The organism is Nocardia sp. NPDC023852 (assembly GCF_040639505.1).
Lineage (GTDB): Bacteria > Actinomycetota > Actinomycetes > Mycobacteriales > Mycobacteriaceae > Nocardia.
Genome location: NZ_JBFAAB010000008.1, coordinates 139,983 through 160,570, shown reverse-complemented (window position 1 = coordinate 160,570; position 20,588 = coordinate 139,983). Strand labels below are relative to the sequence as shown.

Genomic DNA, 20,588 nt, shown 5'->3' with positions numbered 1-20,588 from the left:
CATCGTATCGCGATCTGACAGTTTCATGTCTAGAACAGTCAAATGTCGGATTGCGACATTTTTCTCTTGACGACAAATGTCGCTAAATGACAGGATGGCTCCACTACTTCGACCAACGAGGAGATGACGGTGACCGAGACTGCGAAAGCGGTAGACGTTCCGGAAAGACAGGGCAGTTCGGCGCGCTGGCTTGCGCTGGGGGTGATCGCATCAGCCCAGCTCATGGTGGTTCTGGACGCCACGATCGTGACCATCTCGCTGCCGTTCGCCCAGCGCGATCTCGATATCAGTGACGGCAACCGGCAATGGATGCTCACGGCCTACACGCTGATCTTCGGCGGCCTGCTGCTGCTGGGCGGTCGGCTGGCCGATTACCTGGGGCGTCGCCGGATCTTCCTCATCGGGCTGGTCGGCTTCGCGGGGGCCTCCGCTCTGGCCGGTCTCGCGCAGAATGGCGCCGAGATGTTTGCCGGGCGTGCGCTCCAGGGTGCGTTCGCCGCACTGCTCGCGCCGGCCGCGCTCTCGCTGCTGTCGGTGACCTTCACCGAACCCGGTGAGCGCGCCAAGGCCTTCGGCCTGTTCGCCGGCGTCTCCGCCGGCGGCGCGGCGCTCGGATTGATCGCGGGCGGCGCGCTCACCGAGTACGCCTCCTGGCGCTGGTGCCTGCTGGTCAACACGCCGGTCGCGTTGCTCGCGCTGCTCGGCGCGCTGGCCTGGGTGGTGAAGGACGTGCCGACGCCGCGCAGCGGAGGTTACGACGTGCCGGGCGCCGTCACCGTGACGACGGGCCTGATCGCCATTGTGTACGGCTTCAGCCGCGCCGCCGACGACGGCTGGCTGGCGGGCAGCACCCTCGCGCTGCTCATCGTGGGGCTGGGCTTGCTCGTCGCCTTCGTCGCGATCGAACGGCGCTCGTCGAACCCGCTGTTGCCGCTGCACATTCCTGGGGAGATCAACCGGGGTGGCGCGTTCCTTGCCGCGTTGCTCATCCCGATCGCCATGTTCGCGATGTTCCTGTTCCTGAGCTACTACTTCCAGATCACGCTCGGCTACTCCGCGCTGAAGGCAGGCTTCGCGTTCCTGCCCTTCCCGGCGGGCATCGCGATCTCCGCGGGCGTCACCAGCGCGTTGCTGCCCAAGCTCGGGCCGCGACCGCTGATGGTGGGCGGCGCCGTGCTCGGGGTCATCGGCCTGGTGCTGCTCGCGCAACTGGGCTTCGGCGACAGTTACCTCGCGGGTGTGCTGCCCGCGCAGGTGTTGATCGCGCTGGGCATGGGTCCGCTGTTCGTCGGCATGCAGACCGTTGCCCTGCATCAAGTGGAGGAAGCAGACTCGGGTGTGGCCTCCGCGCTGCTGAACGCGGCGCAGCAGGTCGGCGGCGCGGTCGGCACAGCGTTGCTGACCACCATCTCGGTGCAGGTCGCCAAGACCTTCGCGGCGAACAATCCAGCCATCGACAACTTGGCCGCGCGTGCCGCGATCCACAGCTACGACGTGGCCTTCTACGTCGGCGCCGGGTTCTTCCTCGCGGCTATCCCGGTCATCGCCCTCATGATCCGGGATCGGCCCGAGAGCCTGATCGAAGGCTCCGAACAAGGCGCTGCGGACGCCTCGGACGCCCGGGTTCCGGTCGCGGTCTGATTCGGTCGCACGAGGTCCGCGTATCGCACCGGCGATGCGCGGACCTCGTCGTTTCCCTGTGTGTCGCGGTATCGAGGGGTTGCCGACGGCCACGGTGGTTGCGCGCCGCGAAGAGGCCGCCGACCTACCGATCGGTAACTATCGTGGCTCAGCTCACTCGGGGGGCTGCCCGCGTGGTGAGATGTCCGGAACCAGTACGCTTGTCTTGTTTGCACCAGAAGTCTCGCGGACAACGCGGGACATATACGTTGTCTGTTGGAACAGCTGGGGTCCGCTCACAAGCGTGTTCGCCTGGCCGTGCAATAAGGGCACCATCCTAGGAGGACACGAAGATCCATGTCCAAGATCAAGGTTGAAGGCACCGTCGTCGAACTCGACGGCGACGAGATGACCCGGATCATCTGGCAGTTCATCAAGGACAAGCTGATCCACCCGTATCTCGATGTGAACCTGGAGTATTACGACCTGGGCATCGAGTACCGGGACAAGACGGACGACCAGGTCACGATCGACGCCGCCGAGGCCATCAAGAAGCACGGCGTCGGCGTGAAGTGCGCCACCATCACACCGGACGAGGCGCGCGTCAAGGAATTCGGCCTGAAGAAGATGTGGCGGTCGCCGAACGGCACCATCCGCAACATTCTTGGCGGGACCATCTTCCGTGCCCCGATCATCATCTCCAACGTTCCGCGGCTGGTGCCGGGCTGGACCAAGCCGATCATCATCGGCAGGCACGCCTTCGGCGACCAGTACCGCGCTACCGACTTCAAGGTGTATCAGGCGGGCACGGTCACCGTGACCTTCACTCCTGACGACGGCAGCGAGCCGATTCAGCACGAGGTCGTGAAGATGCCCGAGGACGGCGGTGTCGTGCTCGGCATGTACAACTTCAAGAAGTCCATCGAGGACTTCGCGCGGGCCTCGTTCAACTACGGCCTGCAGCAGAACTACCCGGTGTACCTCTCCACGAAGAACACCATCCTGAAGGCCTACGACGGCATGTTCAAGGACACTTTCCAGGACGTCTTCGACGCCGAGTTCAAGACCCAGTACGACGCGGCGGGCCTCACCTACGAACACCGCCTGATCGACGACATGGTCGCCTCGTCCATGAAATGGGAGGGCGGTTACGTCTGGGCCTGCAAGAACTATGACGGCGACGTGCAGTCCGACACCGTCGCGCAGGGCTTCGGTTCGCTCGGCCTGATGACCTCCGTGCTGCTGACCCCGGATGGCCGCACCTGCGAGGCCGAGGCCGCGCACGGCACCGTCACCCGGCACTACCGCCAGCACCAGCAGGGCAAGCCGACCTCGACCAACCCGATCGCGTCGATCTTCGCCTGGACCCGCGGCCTCGAGCACCGCGGCAAGCTGGACAACACTCCTGAGGTCATCGGCTTCGCGCAGACCCTGGAGGACGTCGTCATCAAGACCGTCGAGGGCGGGCAGATGACCAAGGACCTCGCGCTGCTCGTCGGCGGGGACCAGGGCTACCTGAGCACCGAGGAGTTCCTCGGCGCGCTGGACGCCAACCTGGCTCACGCGCTGCGCTGAGCCGATCCGGAGTCTCGGCGGCGAGCTGCGTACCGAGACATAACGCACGGCCGACTCCGGCGCTGGGTAGGTACCCAGCGCCGCGCTGAACGGAATCGGGCACCCGACCCTGTGGTGGAACGGGTGCCCGGACCGCTTCCTGGGTCAGTTCCGGCTCGCCGCACCGCTGCCGATCAGGCCGGCGACGGCACGGGTGAAACTCGCCGAACCGTTGCCGCGTTCGACTTCCGCGTCGAACAGTCGCTGCAGCGGGTCGAGCAGATCCGTAGGCACGCCCTGGGCGCGGCTGACTGTTCGGATATTGGCCAGGCCCGCCTGGTTGACCGCCAGGTCGGAATAGTTGACCGGGAACTTCCCGGAGTCGACTTCCGCGGCGAGTACCGGCAGCATGTCCAGCAGTGCGCGGAACCACGGGACAAGGAAGCTGTCGGTGAATTCGCCCGCAGTGAAATTCTCGCTGCCCACCATCGCGACGGCCTGGAAGAAGCCGCCGAACATGCCGTACATGCCCGCGAGCACCGCCATGTCGTGCAGTCCTGCCAGGCCGGCGTCCGCACCGAGGTACTTCGCGTTCCCGAGTTCGACGATGGTGTCGGCGTGCTCGGCCTGCGCGATGGGGGAGCCGCTGTACACCAGCAGGGTGTCGGGCGTGCCGAGGGTCTGCGGCACCCCCAGGATGCCGCCGTCCAGGAAGTAGCCGCCTCGGCCGCTGAGCGCGCTGTCCAGTGCGCGCGCCTCGTCCGGGCGTCCGGTGGCGACGTTCAGGATGGTGCGCCCGTCCAGCCCACCCGGTGTCGAGCCGAGCAGGGCGGCGGCCCCGCCGGTGTCGGCTACCGCGACCACGATCAGCCTGCCCGCGGCGATCGCCTCGGCGGGCGTCGGCGCCCTCCGCGCGCCCAGCTCCGCGAGTCGGGTTCCCTTGTCGGCGGACCGGTTCCACACGGTGGTCGGGTGACCGTTGCGTAGGAAGATCTCGGCGATCGTCGCGCCGATGCGCCCCAGGCCGAGGACGGTCACCGGAGTCCGGTTGTCGTTCATTGGTTTCTCCGTCGGTTCGTGAGTTCGAGTGTGCGGGGCGCCCGGAGACCAGTCTCGGTGCTCCGGGCAGCGGGGAGTGAGTGGCAGAACTGCCCATAATCGAACGCTTCCTGCCATGCTGGTGGTATGACTGGTCGAACCGTCGCGATGGCACTCGCTCCCGGCGCCATGCATCCCTGGGATCTCTACGAGCTGGGCGTGGTGGCCTCGATCTTCGGCACGCCGCAGCCCGATCTGGCCGACCCGTGGTACGACCTGCGCGTCTGCTCGGTGACGTCGGCGAAGGACGCGCAGCCGATGGGCTTCGGCGCGTTCCTGCGGCCGGAGTACGGGCTGGCGGAACTCCTGGAGGCCGACACGGTTATCGTCCCTTCGGTCGCGCAGGACTGCGTCACTGCCGAACGTGAATTGCCGCGGGAACTGCTCGACGCCCTTGCCGAAGCCCATCGCCGCGGCACGCGCATGGTCGCCCTGTGTGACGGCACGTTCGCCCTCGCCGCCGCCGGGATCTTGCACGGGCGCCGGGTCACCGCGCACTGGGAACACGCGCCCCTGCTGGCCAAGCGCTACCCGAGTATCGAGGTCGACGGCTCGGTGCTCTATGTCGACGATGACGACATCCTCACCAGCGCGGGCATGACCGCCGCGCTCGACCTCTGTCTGCACCTGGTCCGGCGGGATCTCGGTGCGGTCGTCGCCAATGGGCTGGCCCGGCGCATGGTGATCCCGCCGCACCGCTCCGGAGGACAGGCGCAGTTCGTCGACCTGACCATTCCGGCGCGCACGGAGGACGATCTCGGCCCCGTGCTGCAATGGGCCATCGCGCACCTCGACGAGCCGCTCACCGTCGAGACCCTCGCCGCCAAGGCCAATATGAGCCAACGCACCTTCCACCGCCGCCTGCAGCAGGCCACCGGCGTTACCCCGATGCAGTGGCTGCTCGGCCAGCGCCTCGCGCACGCCCAATCCCTGCTGGAATCGACCGATTACGGCATCGAACGAATCAGCCGCATGTCCGGCCTCGGCACCGCCACCAACCTGCGCCGCCACTTCTCCGGCGTCATCGGGGTTACTCCGGCGGAATACCGCCGCACTTTCCAGCGGCGCTCGCCGGCCGGTTCCGGTGCGGGTAGGAAACCCCGGGTCGGATCGGCGGCGGACTGAAGCGTTCCACGCATCATTCTCTCGCCTACTAGCGAATTCTCTTGTCTTGCAGCGGAACACGCAGGCGTGCGTCGGCGGCCTTGTGATCGCCGCAGGCTTCAGCTGTACCACCCCGTCACCGTGGGCGTCCCCCTCGCGGTTCTCGGCATTCTCCCGCGGGTCCGTCGTGGGCCCGCGCTCTCGGGAGCTACCGGCTCGTCTACTGCTGTCGGGTCGGGGTAGCAACTGCGGCGCCGTCCTTGTCACGTGCGGGAGGTTCGTCCCTTTGCGGCTTCCGGAGCTGGCCCACATGATTTCTCGATGGCACGGTGGTCGAACTCACGTCTGCTCCAGGAAGCGGATCCGCCGGCCGAGCGGTTGCATGACCGTGTGACCCCAGTAGCTATTCGTACGCTCGTACGTCCCGACAAGGCCGAGCGGACTACTTGGCACATTCCCGCCATGCTGGCGCTGGCGCTCGGCGGATTCGGGATCGGCACAACCGAATTCGTCACTATGGGTTTGCTGCCAGACATCGCTTCCGCCATGCGAATCTCCGAACCGATCGCGGGCCACGCGGTGTCGGCCTACGCGCTCGGTGTGGTGGTCGGCGCTCCGGTGATCGCCGCACTGTGCGCGCGAGTTCCGCGCAAGCGATTGCTCGTCGCGCTGATGGTCGCGTTCACCCTCGGTAACGTGGCTACAGTGCTGGCACCCTCGTTCCAGACGTTGGTGCTCGCGCGGTTCGTCTCCGGGTTGCCGCACGGCGCCTACTTCGGTGTCGCCTCGCTCGCCGCCGCCACGCTCGCCCCGGTGGGGCATCGGGCCAAGGCGATTGCCGCAGTTATGCTGGGGTTGAGCGCCGCCAATGTCGTCGGCGTTCCCGCCGCCACCTGGCTCGGCCAGCATCTCGGCTGGCGCGACGCATTCGTGGTGGTCGCGATGATCGGCGTCGCCACCGTCGCGGCCCTGATCCGTTTCGTCCCGGAACTCACCGGCATCAAAGGGACCAACCCGATGACCGAACTCGGCGCGCTGCGTCGCCCGCAGGTGCTGTTGACCCTGCTGGTCGGTGCCGTCGGCTTCGGCGGCATGTTCGCCGTCTACACCTACATCGCGACCACGCTCACCGAGGTCGTGGGCATGCGGGCCGGGCTGGTGCCCGTGGTGCTGATGCTGTTCGGCGTCGGCATGGTGGTCGGCAACATCATCGGTGGCGTGCTGGCCGACCGCGGCGTCGACCGTACGATCTTCGCGGCCATGATCGCCATGGCCGTCATCCTCGCCGGTTTCGTCGCCGCCGCGCACAACCCCTATACCGCGGCTGTCGGAGCATTCCTGGTCGGCGCCTCGGGAGCCATGTTGTCGCCTGGCCTGCAGACCCGCTTGATGGACGTCGCCGCCGACGCCCAAACGCTCGCCGCCGCCCTCAACCACGCCGCTCTGAACACCGCCAACGCTGTCGGTGCCTGGCTCGGTGGTGTCGTCATCGCCGCGGGCCTCGGCTATTCCGCCCCAGCCATTGTCGGCGCGGGTCTCGCTGTGCTCGGCATCCTCCTCTTCCTCCTCACCACCTGGATCGCCCGCCGCCACACCACCCACTTCTGACCCCAGCGTCAGCGGCAGTGGGGCATCGGAGCAGAGGTCCCCTTGCCATCCGCACGGCAGAAGATACAGAGCTGTATGCAAGTGGAGTATCGGGGGATGGTCATGGTGTAGCGGTGAAGCAGCAGCGGCGTACGCAGGAGCACCGCAGCACCGAGATGCGCACCCGGCTGCTGGAAGCGACGGTGGATTGCCTATGGTGTTCAACACTCTCGAACGAGGTAGGGCGGGCAAGCCGCAATCAGTATCGCGTTCGCCAACCGACGCAACACAGAGGCCGACTCCCCCTCCGAGCGAAGCGAGACCGAGCATTGCCCGGGCCGCGAACACGCCGCGCCCGCGCGGCCGATTACACAGCGCGCAGGCGATTCCGGCTGGCGTAGACGTGTTCGGCGATGAGGGTGGCGATGCGGTCCGGTGCCTCGAGCATCGGCACGTGGCCGACTCCGTTGACCAGGATGCGGTCGGCGGATTCCGGCAGTTCCTTCAGATAGCGGCGTGCGTAGACGCGATTGGGGATGACCCGGTCGTATTCCGACAGGAGCAGCCGGACCGGCGTCTGAAGGGTGGATAGATCTTCCTGCTCCGGCGAACGGATGCTGCCGAGAATCATCGGAATCATGGCAGGGCAGTGCAATGCTGCGGCGATGGCGGCAACGGTGTCGCGCCGCGATACCGCTGCGGCGTTCTTGCTCAGCGCGAGCAGGGCGATGCGCTGGGCGATCGGGTTGTTCACCGCGAATCCGCCCAGGCGCTTGGCGATTTCGACGAACGGAACCAGCGCGAGGAACTTCAGGCTGACCCGCAGCTGGGTGAGCGAGGGTTTGTGCCAACCACCGGTGGGCGCGATCAGCGTCAGCGTGCGGGCCCGGCCGCGGCGGGCGAGTTCGACGCCGACCCAGCCGCCGAGCGCGTTTCCCGCGATATGGCAGGTGCGCCAGCCGAGATCGTCGAGCTGATCCTCGATCCGGTCGGCGAGCGCGTGCACGTCGACCGACCAGTCGTCCGCGGGCACGCCGCCCCAGTGACCCGCGAGCGCGGGCGCGAACACCTCGCACTGCGACGAAAGCCGCGCCGCGGTCTGCTCCCAGCAATGCGGCGACAGCATGAATCCGTGTAGCAATAACAGCGGGTCGCCGGAACCCAGGTGCAGCGCTTTGATCGGCCGGGGTTCAGTGGCGGCGCCGTGCGCGACGGTCTTTCGCGGGGCGGTGCCGGAGCGATCGGCGGCAGAGGAGGACTTGGAGGTGTCAGACGACATCGTCATCACCCCTTCCTGGACGGCGGTGTCCGGGGGAGTTCATCTGACCAGCATTGTACGGTCGTGTAGTGCCGTACATCATCTCAACAGTGAACGTGAACGGTGTCCGCGCGGCAACCGGCAAAGGCATGCTCGCTTGGCTCGCGGCCACCGAGGCCGACATCGTCTGTGTGCAGGAAACACGCGCCACCGACGAACAGGTCAGGGCGGCGCTGGCGCCCGCGCTCGATGCCGGGTGGTGGCTGTCGCACGCCGAGCCGGAGTCCAAAGGGCGCGCCGGTGTCGGCATCCTGTCCCGGCGTGCGCCGCATGCGGTACGAATCGGCTTCGGCAGCAGCGAGTTCGGCGCATCCGGCCGCTACCTCGAGGCGGACTTCGACCACGTCACCGTAGCCAGCGTGTATGTGCACTCAGGGGAAGCGGGCACCACGCGCCAAGACGAGAAGTACCGCTTCCTGGCCGAACTAGGCGTTTCCATGACCGCGCGTACCGGCGATTTCGTGGTCAGCGGGGATTGGAACATCGCGCACACCGAGCTCGATCTGAAGAACTGGAAAGGCAACCTGAAGTCGGCCGGGTTTCTGCCCGAGGAGCGCGCCTGGATCGACGAGATGCTCGCCGCGGGCTATGTCGACGTCGTGCGCAGGCTGCATCCCGAGGTCGAGGGACCGTACAGCTGGTGGTCCTACCGCGGGCGCGCTTTCGACAACGACACGGGCTGGCGCATCGACTACCAGTTGGCCCGCGGCGATCTCGCCGCACGCGCCAAGCAGGCGGTGGTGGAACGCGCCGCCGCCTACGACCAGCGCTGGTCCGACCACGCGCCCGTCACGGTGCAGTACCGATGAGCCTCTCGCCGAAGGTGCTTCGCGCCCTCGCCGTGCTCGGCGCGGTCGCGCTGGCACTGGTGGTCGTCGCGGTGCTCGCGTTGCGCGGCGGCGGCGATGAGAACACCGCCGCCACCACGGTCGCGACCGCTCGCGCCACCACGGTGCAGACCTCCACAGCCGGGGCCACCGGCCCGCGCGGATCGTCCGTGTCGCCGGTAACCCAGGCGCCCGGCGTCCCGGACCGCGCCTACACCACCCTGCGTGAGATCGATGCGGGCCGCTGGCCCGACTCGGCGAACTCCCCTGGCACCAAGGGGGGCGAACGCTGGATGAACCGCGGTGGCGACCTGCCCGCCTCGGACGCATCCGGTAAACCCATCACCTACCAGGAATGGGATGTCAATCCGAAACAGCCCGGCCGATCCCGGGACGCCGAACGCATCGTCACCGGCAGTGACGGCTCGGCCTGGTATACGGGCGACCACTACAAGAGCTTCACGAGGATGCGCTGATGCCGAAACCGGTCACGTTGTCGCAGTTCCTTGCCCGTCCTGTCGGCGATGGCGCCGAGCACGCTCCCGCTCGGTCCGCGCCACTCACGCTCGGTGCCTTCGCGGGCGACGCCGCCGAGTTCAGTGGGCTGCGAGACAAGGTGCCCTCCGGCTACCTGGTGCGCGAGCTGCGCGGCGCGAAGATGCGCACCACCGGGGGTGTCTTCGACGAGTTCGCCGCCGTGTTCCAGTTCCCGTACTACTTCGGCGAGAACAAAGACGCCTTCGATGAATGCCTCCGTGACCTTGACGATTTCATCGGGGACGCGCCCGGATACATTGCCGCGGTCCGCGACTCGGCCGAGCTGCTCGCCGACGAGCTGGTCGAGCGAGACTGGTTCGCCGAAGCCATGCGCGACTGCGCGGCCTACTGGTCTCGGCGCGAGGTGGCTTTCCGTGTGGTGCTGCAGGGGGACGCGCCCGACATCCAGGACGTACCGCTGCGCCTGTGACGTGCGCGCTTACGTCAGCTTGTCGGCCAGATCCTCGCCAAGCAGCACGAATACGTCGACGGTGTGTTCGATCAGTTCGTCGCGGGTGAGGTCCAGATCGCCATGGAGCCAGGCGGTCAGCGTCTGCACCAATCCGCCGACCAGGTACATGGCGCGGAAATCGATCGCGGGATCGGGGGCAGCGTCGCTCATCCGGTAGAAGTCGATGCCCTCCGCGGCCACCATCCGCGCGAATACCCGCACGGTCTCGGTGGTGCGGGCGCGCAGCTCCGGCGTCGCCATGCCCGCGATCAGTGCGACCTTCGCCTTGCGGGGGTCGTCGGTGAGCAGATGCACGCCCGCGGTGATGGCGGCGTGCGCGGTCGCGCGGGTGTCCGGCGGTGCGGTGCGCACCGCCGAGACAATCGCGGCCGCGAGTTCCTCCGCGATCCCGTCGATCAGCGCCGCCAGCACGGCGTCACGGCCGGCGAAATTCTCGTAGTAGTACCGCTCGTTGAGCCCGGCCTGTGCACACAGCCCGGAGACGGTCAGCTTCGCCAGCCCCTCGGTCCCGACGATCTCCAGCGCGGCCTCCAGCAGCGCCGCGCGCCGCTGCGCCCGGCGCTGCTGCGCCGAGATGCCCCCGTAGGTCCGCTGCACGGTCACGGTGTTTATTCTGCAGCGCCTGCGGCGCGGCGTGTTCGCGGGCTGTGTTTTCGGCCGCGCGGGCGCGGCGTGTTCGCGGCCCCTTCTGGCTCGCGTCCGAGCGACCGCCGCTGGCGACTTCGTCGCGGACGCGGCGGCCGCTCGGACGCGAGCCGGGCCGCGAACGGGGAATGCTCGGTCTCGCTTCGCTCGGAAGCCGGGTGGGGCCGGGGTGGTCGTATGCGAGGCAAACGCAGCAGCATTGATCTGCGCACTGTGATTGTTGTGCGGTGGCGGCCGGCTACGAACGGGCGCGATGGCCGGTGGCGTGGGCAGGTCAGGTTGCGGTCTCACTTCTGGTAGGGAGTATTGCCAGAAATGTAAATCTGGTGGATGCTGTTGCCAGATGCTCTCGATGAGGAGACGACGATGTCCGAGCCCGGCTATTTCAGTGACCACTCCATGATTCGACGAGTCATGAGCAAGCGCGCGGTAGGTGTCACGTACGGCCTGCGCGCCCTGGTCGTCGGGGCGGTGCACCCACTGCTCTACGTCGGTACCGCGGAGAACACCGAGCATCGGATGACGCCTTACACCAGGCTGGCACTGACCGGGCATCTGTTCGAGGCCGTGTTCCTCGGCAGCAAGGCCGAGGCCGACCGCGCGCTGGCCTTCACCACGAAGAAGCACGCAAGGGTGCGCGGTGCGCTGCCGGAGGACGCGGGCCCACGCCATCCGGCGGGCACCGGTTATTCCGCGCTCGATCCACATCTGATGTTCATGACGATGGCCTTCACCTTCGACTCCGCCGAGGTGACCTACGACCTGCTGGTGCGCACCATGACCGATGGCGAACGCGACGGCCTCTACCAGGATTACCTGCGCTGGGGCGAGCTGTTCGGCATGCCCGCGGACGCCGCGCCGGGCAGCTACCGTGAGTTTCGCGCGTTCTTCGACGGCTACCTCGCCTCCGATGAGCTGTTCCTCACCGACGAGGCGCGGCTGGTCGGCTCCTACCTGGCCGGACAGCGTGTGCCCTACGCGCAGGGTGTGCCGCTGCACCAAGTCACCTCCGCGTTCTACCTGCTGGTACAGGGCAGCCTGCCGCCACGGATTCGCCGGATGTACGGGATGCGCTGGGGTGTTGCCGACGAGGTCGCCTACCGGGTGCTGTCGCGGGCCGTCCGCACCGCGCACGTGTCGTTCCCGCTGGTGCCCCCGGTGCTGCGCGGCGCGCTCGCCGGGCCGAGCGCGCCGGTCTACAAACTGCTCTCCAAGCGCGAACACGAACTGGCCGGCGCCGGGCGGCCGAGCATGCCAGGTATCGATCCGCGCAACTGGGTGCAGCGAAATTCGGCTTGAGCCCCATGCGAAGATCGGGGTATGTCCAGTCCTGCGCAAACCCCGGCCGCTGAACGCAAGCAGCGGGTCCTGTCCGGGATCCAGCCGACCAGCTCCTCCTTCCATCTCGGCAACTACCTTGGCGCGCTGCAGTACTGGGTGACCATGCAGGACGACTACGACGCGCTGTATTTCATCCCGAACCTGCACGCGATCACGGTGCCGCAGGATCCCAAGGAGCTGAAGGCGCGCACCAGGGCCGCCGCCGCACAGCTGCTCGCGCTCGGCATCGACCCGAAGAAGTCCACCCTGTTCGTGCAAAGCCAGGTACCCGAGCACGCCGAGTTGACCTGGGTGCTCAGCTGCGTCACCGGTTTCGGCGAAGCCAGTCGGATGACCCAGTTCAAGGACAAGTCGGTGAAGCAGGGCGCGGAGAACGCGACCGTAGGCCTGTTCACCTACCCGGTGTTGATGGCCGCGGACATCCTGCTCTACCGCGCCCACCAGGTCCCGGTCGGCGAAGACCAGCGCCAGCACCTGGAGCTGACCCGAAACCTGGCCCAACGTTTCAATACTCGATTCAAGAAGACGTTCGTGGTTCCGGAGGCGCACATCGTCAAGGGCACGGCGAAGATCTACGACTTGCAGGACCCGACCGCGAAGATGAGCAAGTCGGCCGCCTCCGACGCGGGCCTGATCAACCTGCTCGACGATCCGAAGGTCACCGCCAAGAAGGTGAAATCGGCGGTCACCGACACCGAACGCGAGATCCGCTACGACCTGGAGCGCAAGCCGGGCGTCAGTAACCTGCTGGTGATCCTGAGTTCCCTGACCGGCGCGCCGATCGTCACGCTGGAAAAGGATTTCGAGGGCAAGGGCTATGGCGATTTGAAAGCCGACGTCGCCGACGCGTTGGCCGAATTCGTCACGCCGTTGCGCGCGAAAGTGCAAGAGTACTTGTCGGATCAAGGCGAACTCGACCGCATCCTCGCCGCCGGGGCGGAGCGGGCGCGCGAGATCGCCGGCAACACCCTCGCACAGGTATACGACCGGGTCGGCCTACTGGGTCGCTAGGGCGGCGCCTGCGAGATCTCTTGTTCGAAGGGGCGAATGGTGCAGGTGATCGACAACATCAAGGCCGGGATCGAACGCCGGGTGCAAGTGCTGCCGTGGCTGGATCACTTGGTGCGGGCCGGCGGACGATATCAGCGACAGCGCGGTGACTACTACGCGGCAGGAATCACGTATTTTACTGTCCTGTCGCTGTTTCCGCTGTTGATGGTCGCTTTCTCGATCGCAGGCGTCGTGCTGTACAGCAATCCGGAACTGCTCGGCGAGCTACGGGCCAAGATCGTCGACAACATCCCGGGCTCATTCGGCACTCAGCTGAACGACCTGGTCGATCGGGCGGTCGAATCGCGGCGGACAGTCGGCACCATCGGCTTGCTCACCGGCCTCTATACCGGTCTCGGCTGGATGACCCACCTGCGCGCAGCGCTCACCGAGCAGTGGGAGCAGAAGAGCCCGGACGGTAACTGGCTGATGACCAAATTCTCGGATCTGGGCGCGCTGATCGGCCTCGGCCTCGCGTTCGTCGTCTCGCTGGGTCTGTCGGCGTTGGCGTCGAGCACCCTTGGGGCGCAGCTGCTCAGCACCCTGGGTCTCGGTAATCTGCCCGGCGCCCGGCTGCTGCTGGCGCTGGCGTCGATCCTGCTCGGGTTCCTGGCCTCTTGGGCGGTGTTCGCCTGGATCATCGCACGGCTGCCGCGGGAGCCGGTCACGCTGGCCAGTGCGGCCAAGGCGGCGGCACTGGCCGCGGCGGTGTTCGAGGTGTTCAAGATCGTCGCCTCGATCTACCTGCACTCCGTGCTGAGCAGTCCCGCGGGCGCCACGTTCGGCTCGATCATCGGTCTGATGGTGTTCAGTTACATCACCTACCGCATCATCCTGTTCGCCACCGCCTGGGCCGCCACCGCCGCCGAGAACGAACCCGAGGCCGACGTTCCCGCGCCCGGTCCCGCCGTCATCGCGCCGCGGGTCAGCGCCCGCGACGTGTCCGTGGGAGTAGGCGCCGCCTTCTTCGGCGCGGGTGCCCTTGCGGTCCTGGCGCTTTCGGGACTGCGTCGACCGCCTGGTCGCCGCTGACCAACGCACCCCGTGATCGGCGCGGAAATTCCGATATCGGCCTTTTCGGCGGCTTTCAGGGCCGGGTGGACGCCGCCCTCCGCATGCCCGGACTACCGCCGCCGTTTGGCCTGTCGCGCGCCGACCAGCAGGGCAAGAATTACGATGATGCCGCCGACGATCAGCAGGGTTCTGGTACTGACACGCCGGTCTTCCGCAGGGGGCGCGGCGGAATATCCACTCCCACTCGCGGGTGGTGCGGCGAGAGCCACGTCGGTCTCCGTGGACTGGACGGTGGCCTCGTGCATGTCGCCGATCGATGTGCCGCGGGGGAGCGCGAAGCCGTAGTCGAGCAGACGGGCCGCCTGTTCCCACGGGCGCAGCGGGAGCACATCGGCCTTCAGCAAAGTGACGGCGAGCCTACGGCCGTCACGCTGGGCGGCGGCGACGAACGTCTGCCGGGCGTCGTCGGTGAACCCGGTCTTGCCGCCGAGGGCGCCCTCGTAGTTGTAGAGCAGGTGGTTGTCGTTGCCTATGAGGAAGCCGGGGTGGTCGGTATCTCCGGGGATCTTCGGGTCTGCCGGATAGCCGGGGAAGTCGACCTGCTCGGTGTGGATCAGCTCGGCGAACAGCGGAATTGTCATGGCCTCCCGGAACAGCAGTGCCAGGTCGTAGGCTGAGGTGCTCATGCCGGGGCCGTCCAGGCCGGAGGGACTGGCCGCGCGAGTATCCCAGGCGCGCAACGACTTCGCCATTTCGTTCATCTTCGCGACGGTGGCAGCATCGCCGCCGAGCTGGGCGGCGATGGCGTGTGCCGCGTCGTTGCCGGAGGCCATGATCAGCGCCTGCAGCAGCTGTCGATTGGTGTAGACCCCGCCGGAACCGATACCGACCTTGGTGCCGTCGACATCGGCGTCCGCTTGCGTGCCGACCACTACCTTGTTCAGATCCAGTGTCCGCAGTGCCACCGTGGCGAGCAGCACCTTGATCGTGCTGGCAGGCCGGTAGCGTCCGTGCGGGTCCTTCGCCGCCAGCACCTCGCCGGTGTCCAGATCGGACACGAGCCAGGCCGTCGCCGAAATGTCCTGGGGCACCGGCGCCGCACTCTGTGGCAGCACCACACCGCAGTCGCCGAGTCGGGCGCCGCCGACCACGGGTGTGGGGACCGGCAGCGGCGTCGGCGTCGGCTGTCCGGGGGCGGGTACCTCGGATTCGTCGATCGGCGCGGGCGGCTGCGTCTTCTGCGGACAGCCGTCGGTGTTCGGGGTGGCGAACGGCGTGGTTGTCGTACTCGGTGCGGCGAGCGAGGGCGTGGCCGCCGTCCCGATCGCGGCGACGGCCAGCACGGCGCCGGCGCAGAGCGTGGCGCGGCGACGGAACTCCCTGATCTTCATCGGCAATGAGCCTAGCGAGCGATCGGCCCGGCGGCCGAAGGCGAGCCAGATTACTGCCAACAGATTGACAGTTACTACTAAATGGAAGTTACTATCAAAAAGTATTAACTTTCATTTACGGAGGCTTCATGAAGACCGACTCGACCCGCCGCTGGCTTGCCCTCGGCGCGCTGGCGGTGGCGATGCTCACGATTGGGCTCGATGTCACGGTGCTGACCGTGGCGCTGCCCACGCTCGCCGTCGACCTGAACGCGAATACCTCCGCGCTGCAGTGGTTCAGCAGTGCGTACACGCTGGCGCTGGCCGCCGTGATGCTGCCCGCCGGCGCGCTCGGCGACCGCTACGGTCGCAAGAAGTTCCTGCTTGCCGCGCTACTGCTGTTCGGAGCCGCGTCCATCGCCTGCGCCGTGTCCACCTCGGCCGGTCAGCTCATCGCAGCGCGTGTCGTGCTCGGGATCGCGGCGGCGGCCATGATGCCGCTGTCGATGTCGGTGCTGCCCGCGATGTTCCCCGAGCCGGCCGAACGGCAGCGCGCGCTCACCATCTGGATCACCTCGACCGCGATCGGGCTGCCGCTCGGCCCGATCGTGGGCGGTTGGCTGCTGCGCAACTTCTGGTGGGGCTCGGTGTTTTTGATCAACGTGCCCATGGTGGTGATCGGCGCGGTCGCCGTCGCCGTGCTGGTGCCGGAATCGCGCAGTGCCCACCGCTTCCGTATCGATCTGCCCGGCGTCGTGCTGTCGGCAGCAGGCATGCTCGGACTCACGTATGGCTTCATCCGGATCGGCGAGGGAGGATGGGGTGACGGCCCTGCCTGGATCACTGTCCTGGCCGGAGCGTTATTGCTCGGCGCATTCGCAGCGTGGCAGCGCAGGACCGCGCAGCCGCTCGTCGACCTCGCACTCTTCGCCACCGATGGATTCCGGTGGGGTACTGCTTTTTCCATCATGGTGAACTTCGCCATGTTCGGTATGTTCTTCACCGTTCCGCAATACTTCCAGGCGGTGCTCGGCGTGGACGCACTCGGCAGCGGGCTGCGGCTGCTTCCCCTGATCGGTGGATTGCTGGTCGGCAGCAGGCTCGTGGACCGGGCACTGCCGAAACTAGGTATCCGTGTGGTGCTCACAATGGGATTCGCACTGCTCGCGGGCTCGCTCACGCTGGGCGCGCTGACCACTGTGGACAGTGGATACGGGCGCACCGCGCTGTGGATCACGCTGCTCGGCGCGGGGATGGGTCTGGTGATGCCCGCCGCCATGGGCCTGGCGATGGGCGAGCTGACCGCCGAGCGGTCCGGGTCCGGGTCCGCGCTGCTGCAGGCGCTGCGCCAGGCCGGCGGCACCATCGGCGTCGCGGTGCTCGGCAGCGTCCTGTCCACCCGGTACCGCGCGGAATTGGGTGAACTGAACCGCGATCCGATCGCCGACGGCGTCAACGCGGGAGTAGCGATCGCGCACAAGCTCGGGGATCCGTCGATGCTGCAGCAGGTGCAGAGCGCGTTCGTCGGCGGGATGGGCGCGATGCTGTGGGCCTGTGCCGCACTCTGCCTGCTTTCGGCCGCGGTCGCGGTGGTGTTCATCCGCTCGAAGCGACCTGCGGAGGTGCGGGAGCCTGGTACGGCAGAATCGATGCATGTCGGTTGAGATACCCGCGAACGGGACGGCGCAGGGTCTGCGCGAGCGGAAGAAGGAACGGACTCGCCGCACGATCCGCATGGAGGCATTCCGGCTGTTCCGCGAGCAGGGGTACAACGAGACGACGATCGAGCAGATCGCCGCGGTCGCCGATGTCTCGCCGAGCACCTTCTTCCGCTACTTCCCGACCAAAGAGCAGCTGGTGCTCGCCGACGATCTCGATCCGCTGTTGTTCGAGGCGCTGCGGCGCCAGCCGCGCGACATCTCGCCGATGGCCGCTTTCCGCAACGCGGTGGTCGAGGTCTTCGGGACGCTGCCTGCCGCCGAGCTGGCCTTCGAGCAGGAGCGGCAGGCGCTGCTGTACCACGTGCCGGAGCTGCGGTCGGCTATCGGTTTGGAGATCGTGCGCAGCATCGATCTCATTGCGGGTCTGATGGCCGAACACGTCGGCCGATCGCCCGATGACTTCGAGGTGCGGGTGGCGGCGGGCGCGATGGCGGGCGCCGCCTTGGCCATCTCGCGGATGACGCCGATGAATGTCGAGAACATCACGCACACATTGGATTTCCTTGCCGCGGGGCTCCCGCTGGGCTCGGGTCCCGAGGCGGGGCGGGACTGAGGATTCGACTGGTCGGAGTACGTCGCCGGGAGCAGCTGTCGCCGGTCCCGCAGGCCGAACGCGGGGAATCCGCCCGCGAGCCTACTGCGCCTCGGCGGCGCTCGCGTGCCTCAGGCGTTCGGGAGTCTCGTCGTTCACCGTCGCGAAGAAGCCGCCGATCACGTCCTCGATCTCAGCGATCGATTCCGCACAGTAGAGGGTCGGCTGGTAGTGGGTGATGTCGTAGATCGCGCTGCCCATTTCGGCAACGTCGAGGGGGCGCAGCTCGGCGTGCCGGAACTCCTCGATCTCGCCGTAGGAGGACAGCAAACCTGCCCCGTAGCAACGGATCTCGTCGCCTTCGCGGACAACGCCGAATTCCATCGAGAACCAGAACACGTTGGCGAGGAACTTCAGCGCGCTTTCGCTGCTCAGTCGCCCCACGGCGGCGCCGACCTCGGCATAGACGGCCGCGAACCGGGGGCTGGCGATCTGGTTGGCGTGCCCGATGATCTCGTGGATGGCATCTGGCTCCGGGGTGTACAGCGGTGCCGAGTGGTGCCGGATGTACTGCGTGGAGTGGAAGATCCGATCAGCGAATGAGCCGAAGAACTCCCGCAGCGGCACCAGGCCCGCGGCTGGGACATAGCGGAACCCGCTGAGCGGCGCGAGCGCTGCGGATACCTCGTCCAACTGCGGGATGTGATCGTCCGGCAGAGCGAGCGCTTCGGCGGCCGCGAGCACCTCCGCGCTGGCGTATGTGCGGTGCTTGCGGGCGAGTTCGGCGGACGCGATGCGCCATACCTGCTGTTCCTCATCGGTGTAGGCGATGTGGGGAAGCGGTGAGCCTGGTGTGTAGTTCAGCGCCAGCGCAGCGATAGCGTTGCGCCGTGCCTGATAGTCCGAGTCGTGCACGCCGGGATGTTCGTCGCTCAGGTGCACCTTCACATCACCCTCGCCGGTGCGGGTCACCGGCGAATACAACTGAGCCTCGCTGAACATCCCTCGATGCAAGCACCGCTCGGCGCTTCCGACAACAAAAGCCCGTTCAGCTGGGCACATTGCCTAGCTGAACAAGCTTTTCCATGCGATTTTGGCGGACGTCGTAGCTCGACGGGCTCTGATCAGTGGTGGGCGTGCAGCGAGTGCACCACCGCGTGTCCCTTGCCGCGCCCGATCATCCACTTGTTCACCGGGGTGGTCAGTACGAACGCCACCGCGAGAGAGAACACGAGGGTGGCCCAGAACAGCGCGCTGTCCAGATGGGCGTCCATGGCACCGGGGACGGCGAGGATCACGGCGTTGTCCACGATCTCCATGACCGTGATCGACACGGTGTCGGCCGCGAGCGCCGTGGTGACGGCGGCGGCTAACGGCAGCCCCGCCCGCAGCACGCCGCGCATGGTGAACGCGTAGCCGAACAGGAATGCCAGCACGATGGCCAGGGCCATCGTCGAGGCGTTGTTCCAGCCCAGCGCGGTGCCGATCACCATGCCCAAAATTTCGCCGATGGCACAGCCGGTCAGGCAGTGCAGTGTCGCCGCGGCCGCCATCCGCCAGGTAGCCGGAGCGTACCGTCCAGCATGGTCTTCGGCAGTGCGCGTTGCCTGCGCGGAGTGGGAAACGTGTTCTCTGGCCCCCTCGTACCTGTGCTCCATGCGTCGTACGATACCCCTGTAAGGTATGAATGCGGAAGATGGAGTTCGCGATTTGCCAGACATGAGCGGGCCTCGTGCCGCAAGATAACGAAAGGATGAAGGAGGGCGCATGAAATCCGTGCGGATCGATCTCGACCAGAAGTTACTCGACGACGCGGCCGCCATCATGGGCACGTCGACGAGTCACGCCACCGTCAACGAGGCTCTGCGCCGAATCGTCGTGCACGAGCGCCAGCTGCACCACCTCGAAAAGCTGGCTGCCAACGCTTTCTTCGACCTATCCGAGCCGAAGGCGGTAATAGTCGACCGATAGCCGCCGCGGCCACGCAGCCTACTGCCGGGCGGTGGGAGTAACCCACGGCACCGCGCATCGTGTGCGCAGTGTCGGTGGGGGCTGGCAGAATCCGAGGGACTGTTGATGCGGTCGAGGGGTGGAATTATGGCGGTCTCTCTTGTCGATGTGCCTGCCGCGCAGCGGCCGCGGGAGCGGTTGGTGGCGCTCGGGCCGCAGGCGCTCACCGATGTGGAGTTGCTCGCGCTGTTGTTGCGGCACGGCAGGCGTGGCGCGAGTGCGTTGGATCTGGCAGTGGAATTGCTGGTCGAGCACGGGGGGCTCGCGGGGTTGGCGGCGGCGCGTCCGGAGGAGTTGTCACGCCGAGCCGGGGTCGGCGTGGCGAAGGCGTCCGCCATCATCGCCGCGTTTCACCTGGGCGCGCGGGCGCGGGGCGGAGGGGATCCGTCGATCCGGCTGACCACTCCCGCCGACGTCGCCTCGGCCGCCCGGCCGCTGTTCGCCGGTGCGCGGGTGGAGCGGCTGCTCGTCTTGGTGTGCGATGCGCAGAACCGGTTGCGGCGCAAGGTGTTCGTCGCGGAAGGCGCCGTCGACCAGGTCGCCGTCCCGGTGCGGGAGATCATGAACACCGTCCTGCGGCACGACGGCCGCGCCTTCGCCGTGGTGCACAACCACCCCTCGGGCGACCCAACCCCCAGCGTGGACGACCGACGCGCCACGACCTTTCTCGCCGACGCCGCCCACACGGTGGGTCTGCGATTCCTCGACCATGTGGTGATCGCGGGAGAGGAATGGGCCAGTGCGTCCGGGTTGGCAGGTGGTGACGGGTAGGTTCACCGTGGACTGAG

General features: G+C 67.2%; 20 protein-coding genes. 14 read left to right on the top strand and 6 right to left on the bottom strand.

Annotated elements, in window-relative coordinates:
* Positions 1-123: 123 nt before the first annotated feature.
* The gene (locus AB0H00_RS15155; RefSeq protein ID WP_357266022.1) at positions 124-1,641 is read left to right on the top strand and encodes an MFS transporter; all 1,518 of its coding nucleotides are present in this window, start codon (positions 124-126) and stop codon (positions 1,639-1,641) included.
* A 336-nt stretch (positions 1,642-1,977) separates the two neighbouring features.
* The gene (locus AB0H00_RS15150; RefSeq protein WP_357266020.1) at positions 1,978-3,195 is read left to right on the top strand and encodes an NADP-dependent isocitrate dehydrogenase; all 1,218 of its coding nucleotides are present in this window, start codon (positions 1,978-1,980) and stop codon (positions 3,193-3,195) included.
* 144 nt (positions 3,196-3,339) lie between these two features.
* Here the strand turns inward: AB0H00_RS15150 and AB0H00_RS15145 are convergent, their stop codons facing one another.
* Positions 3,340-4,233 (bottom strand): NAD(P)-binding domain-containing protein, encoded by an 894-nt coding sequence (locus tag AB0H00_RS15145; protein ID WP_357266019.1) that lies wholly within the window; start codon positions 4,231-4,233, stop codon positions 3,340-3,342.
* A gap of 126 nt (positions 4,234-4,359) precedes the next feature.
* Between AB0H00_RS15145 and AB0H00_RS15140 the strand changes: the two genes are divergently transcribed.
* Positions 4,360-5,397, top strand: coding sequence for a helix-turn-helix domain-containing protein (locus AB0H00_RS15140; RefSeq protein WP_357266017.1), 1,038 nt, complete (start codon positions 4,360-4,362; stop codon positions 5,395-5,397).
* A 441-nt stretch (positions 5,398-5,838) separates the two neighbouring features.
* The gene (locus tag AB0H00_RS15135; RefSeq protein WP_357266127.1) at positions 5,839-6,984 is read left to right on the top strand and encodes an MFS transporter; all 1,146 of its coding nucleotides are present in this window, start codon (positions 5,839-5,841) and stop codon (positions 6,982-6,984) included.
* Between the two features lie 346 nt (positions 6,985-7,330).
* On the opposite strand, the gene AB0H00_RS15130 is transcribed toward AB0H00_RS15135, so the two are convergent.
* Positions 7,331-8,248 carry an alpha/beta hydrolase gene (locus tag AB0H00_RS15130; RefSeq protein ID WP_357266015.1) on the bottom strand — a complete coding sequence of 306 codons (918 nt, stop codon included), beginning with the start codon at positions 8,246-8,248 and terminating at the stop codon, positions 7,331-7,333.
* A 62-nt stretch (positions 8,249-8,310) separates the two neighbouring features.
* On the opposite strand from AB0H00_RS15130, the gene AB0H00_RS15125 reads away from it, so the two are divergent.
* From AB0H00_RS15125 to AB0H00_RS15115, 3 genes are read left to right on the top strand one after another with little or no spacing between them, the layout of a single operon-like run.
* Positions 8,311-9,090 carry an exodeoxyribonuclease III gene (locus tag AB0H00_RS15125; RefSeq protein WP_357266013.1) on the top strand — a complete coding sequence of 260 codons (780 nt, stop codon included), beginning with the start codon at positions 8,311-8,313 and terminating at the stop codon, positions 9,088-9,090.
* The gene (locus AB0H00_RS15120; RefSeq protein WP_357266011.1) at positions 9,087-9,584 is read left to right on the top strand and encodes a ribonuclease domain-containing protein; all 498 of its coding nucleotides are present in this window, start codon (positions 9,087-9,089) and stop codon (positions 9,582-9,584) included. Before AB0H00_RS15125 ends, AB0H00_RS15120 begins: the two co-directional genes overlap by 4 nt.
* On the top strand, positions 9,584-10,075 hold the full coding sequence (locus AB0H00_RS15115) for a barstar family protein (protein ID WP_357266009.1): 492 nt from the start codon (positions 9,584-9,586) through the stop codon (positions 10,073-10,075). Before AB0H00_RS15120 ends, AB0H00_RS15115 begins: the two co-directional genes overlap by 1 nt.
* A 9-nt stretch (positions 10,076-10,084) precedes the next feature.
* Here AB0H00_RS15115 and AB0H00_RS15110 read toward each other — a convergent pair whose 3' ends face one another.
* Positions 10,085-10,720, bottom strand: coding sequence for a TetR/AcrR family transcriptional regulator (locus AB0H00_RS15110; RefSeq protein ID WP_357266007.1), 636 nt, complete (start codon positions 10,718-10,720; stop codon positions 10,085-10,087).
* Positions 10,721-11,128: 408 nt separating this feature from the next.
* Here AB0H00_RS15110 and AB0H00_RS15105 point away from each other — a divergent pair, with 408 nt between their 5' ends.
* From AB0H00_RS15105 to yhjD, 3 genes are read left to right on the top strand one after another with little or no spacing between them, the layout of a single operon-like run.
* A complete protein-coding gene (locus AB0H00_RS15105; RefSeq protein ID WP_357266005.1) occupies positions 11,129-12,061 on the top strand; it encodes an oxygenase MpaB family protein in 933 nt (310 codons plus the stop codon).
* Between the two features lie 21 nt (positions 12,062-12,082).
* Positions 12,083-13,114, top strand: a complete 1,032-nt coding sequence (gene trpS, locus AB0H00_RS15100; RefSeq protein ID WP_357266003.1) for a tryptophan--tRNA ligase — start codon at positions 12,083-12,085, stop codon at positions 13,112-13,114.
* Between the two features lie 39 nt (positions 13,115-13,153).
* Complete coding sequence (gene yhjD, locus AB0H00_RS15095; protein ID WP_357266125.1) at positions 13,154-14,185, top strand: inner membrane protein YhjD; 1,032 nt, start codon at positions 13,154-13,156, stop codon at positions 14,183-14,185.
* Positions 14,186-14,277: 92 nt separating this feature from the next.
* Here the strand turns inward: yhjD and AB0H00_RS15090 are convergent, their stop codons facing one another.
* Positions 14,278-15,558 carry a D-alanyl-D-alanine carboxypeptidase family protein gene (locus AB0H00_RS15090; protein WP_357266001.1) on the bottom strand — a complete coding sequence of 427 codons (1,281 nt, stop codon included), beginning with the start codon at positions 15,556-15,558 and terminating at the stop codon, positions 14,278-14,280.
* Positions 15,559-15,686: 128 nt separating this feature from the next.
* Here AB0H00_RS15090 and AB0H00_RS15085 point away from each other — a divergent pair, with 128 nt between their 5' ends.
* Positions 15,687-17,201, top strand: a complete 1,515-nt coding sequence (locus AB0H00_RS15085) for an MFS transporter (protein ID WP_357265999.1) — start codon at positions 15,687-15,689, stop codon at positions 17,199-17,201.
* Positions 17,191-17,811 (top strand): TetR family transcriptional regulator, encoded by a 621-nt coding sequence (locus tag AB0H00_RS15080; RefSeq protein ID WP_357265997.1) that lies wholly within the window; start codon positions 17,191-17,193, stop codon positions 17,809-17,811. The genes AB0H00_RS15085 and AB0H00_RS15080 overlap by 11 nt, the downstream gene beginning before the upstream one ends.
* A gap of 81 nt (positions 17,812-17,892) precedes the next feature.
* On the opposite strand, the gene AB0H00_RS15075 is transcribed toward AB0H00_RS15080, so the two are convergent.
* Both AB0H00_RS15075 and AB0H00_RS15070 read right to left on the bottom strand, forming a co-directional pair.
* Positions 17,893-18,792, bottom strand: coding sequence for a phenylalanine 4-monooxygenase (locus AB0H00_RS15075; protein ID WP_357265995.1), 900 nt, complete (start codon positions 18,790-18,792; stop codon positions 17,893-17,895).
* Between the two features lie 122 nt (positions 18,793-18,914).
* On the bottom strand, positions 18,915-19,448 hold the full coding sequence (locus tag AB0H00_RS15070; RefSeq protein WP_357265993.1) for a DUF4396 domain-containing protein: 534 nt from the start codon (positions 19,446-19,448) through the stop codon (positions 18,915-18,917).
* Between the two features lie 109 nt (positions 19,449-19,557).
* On the opposite strand from AB0H00_RS15070, the gene AB0H00_RS15065 reads away from it, so the two are divergent.
* Entirely contained in the window at positions 19,558-19,761 is a 204-nt protein-coding gene (locus AB0H00_RS15065; protein ID WP_357265991.1) for a type II toxin-antitoxin system VapB family antitoxin, read from the top strand.
* A 126-nt stretch (positions 19,762-19,887) separates the two neighbouring features.
* Complete coding sequence (gene radC, locus AB0H00_RS15060) at positions 19,888-20,571, top strand: DNA repair protein RadC (RefSeq protein ID WP_357265989.1); 684 nt, start codon at positions 19,888-19,890, stop codon at positions 20,569-20,571.
* The last annotated feature ends 17 nt before the right edge of the window (positions 20,572-20,588 follow it).